This window comes from Mucilaginibacter glaciei (assembly GCF_014773245.1).
GTDB lineage: Bacteria > Bacteroidota > Bacteroidia > Sphingobacteriales > Sphingobacteriaceae > Mucilaginibacter > Mucilaginibacter glaciei.
The window spans coordinates 1-1,595 of record NZ_JACWMX010000017.1 but is presented as its reverse complement, the minus strand read 5'-3'; the positions used below and the strand labels follow the sequence as shown (position 1 = coordinate 1,595).

Sequence of the window (1,595 nt, the reverse complement as noted above, 5' to 3'; positions counted from 1 at the left end):
AACCCAAAAAGCAAAAAAAGAGGCTGAAGGCACCGCCAAAAATTAAAAGTGGCTGATAATTAACTTTATTTTCTTTCGTATTCAATTGTTTTTAATCGCCGATTGTAAAATTAAACTGAACACTGTTCCGATCCAGTAAGAAAAAACGTTTTCACTGGATTAGAGCACAAAAAATCCATTTCAACCATCTGGTAGAATATGAATTACCACAAACATTTCTAGAGAGGTTAAAATGGATCATTCATATTCTAACACTAAACCACACCAAAAGGGCAAGCACCTTAAGCTGAACGACCGGACTACAATCCAGGAGCTGCACTCTAAGGGCTACTCTAATCGTGCTATAGCTAGAGAACTTAACTGCTCACCAAGCACGGTCGGATATGAGCTCAAAAGAGGCACAGTATCCGTGTATCGGTATAAAGCTGTCGAAGGGCAAAGCACTTACGAACTACATAGAAGCGAATGCGGCCGCAAGAGCTTGTTTCTTCGCAGACATAAGTTCATCGACTATGTTTCCCACTGCTTCCATAATCATGGCTGGTCTCTTGATGCTTGCGTGGGTTATGCTTTGGCCAAGGGAATCTTTCAGAAGGATCAGGTCGTATCAACCAAAACTCTGTATAACTACGTTGACTTGGGCCTAATGGATATCAAGAACGGTGATCTTCCAGAGAAGGTCAAGCGCAATACTAAGACTCGTCGTGCCCGTGTAAACAAGCGTATCCTGGGACGAAGCATCGATGAACGTAGTCCTAGAGTCGAAAGCCGTAAGGACTTTGGTCACAGGGAATGCGATCTGGTTCTTGGACACAAGACTAAGGACGATGATGTGTTGCTTACTCTGTGCGAACGAAAGACGCGTCAGTTCTTCATGATCAAGATTGAGGATAAGACCTCAGCTAGCGTTATGAAGGCATTTGATAAGCTTCGAGAGTACTACGGATCCAAATGGAATCAAATCTTTAAGTCTATCACAACCGACAACGGATCTGAGTTCGCAGATCTATCCGATCTTGAGCAAGTTTCCAAGACTCTTGTGTACTACGCTCACCCTTATACATCCTGTGATAAAGGCAGCGTAGAACGGCACAACGGGCTTATCAGACGCTATATTCCCAAGGGAGACCGTATGGATAAGTACAGTGTGGAAGATATTGCTAAGATCGAGGTATGGTGCAACTCTCTTCCTCGGAAGATCTTAAACTACAAGACTCCAGAAGAGTACTTTGACACCGAACTTGACCGCATTTACCGGCGTAGATAGTCAAAATCTACCAGATGTTATGGTAAGTGTTCAATTTATTCTTGCAATTGGCGAAAATTATCAAGATATTGTGGTGTGTAACTAATGAATGATGAAAATTTTGTTCAAGTAAAGAATCTACGCAAGGTTTATGAAAACGGCCATGAAGCAATCAAGGACGTTAGTTTTTCCGTTAAAAAAGGCGATCTGGTCTGCTTATTAGGCCCTTCCGGCTGTGGAAAGACGACCATTTTGAATATGCTGGCCGGTCTTCTTACACCAACTAGCGGTGACATTTTATTTGATGGCAAGTCGGTAGTAAAAACCGCGCCTAAGGATCGGCAAATCG

At 42.8% G+C, this 1,595-nt stretch carries 2 protein-coding genes; both read left to right on the top strand.

The features are described 5' to 3' along the window. Positions 1–232: 232 nt before the first annotated feature. Entirely contained in the window at positions 233–1,267 is a 1,035-nt protein-coding gene (locus IDJ76_RS20690; RefSeq protein WP_191166283.1) for an IS30 family transposase, read from the top strand. Between the two features lie 84 nt (positions 1,268–1,351). Beyond that, on the top strand, positions 1,352–1,595 hold a 244-nt coding region (locus IDJ76_RS20685), incomplete at its 3' end, for an ATP-binding cassette domain-containing protein (RefSeq protein WP_191166281.1).

Coding starts and splice junctions, on each gene's coding strand:
- IDJ76_RS20690 (WP_191166283.1), top strand. CDS start 233: ATGGATCATTCATATTCTAACACTAAACCACACCAAAAGGGCAAGCAC.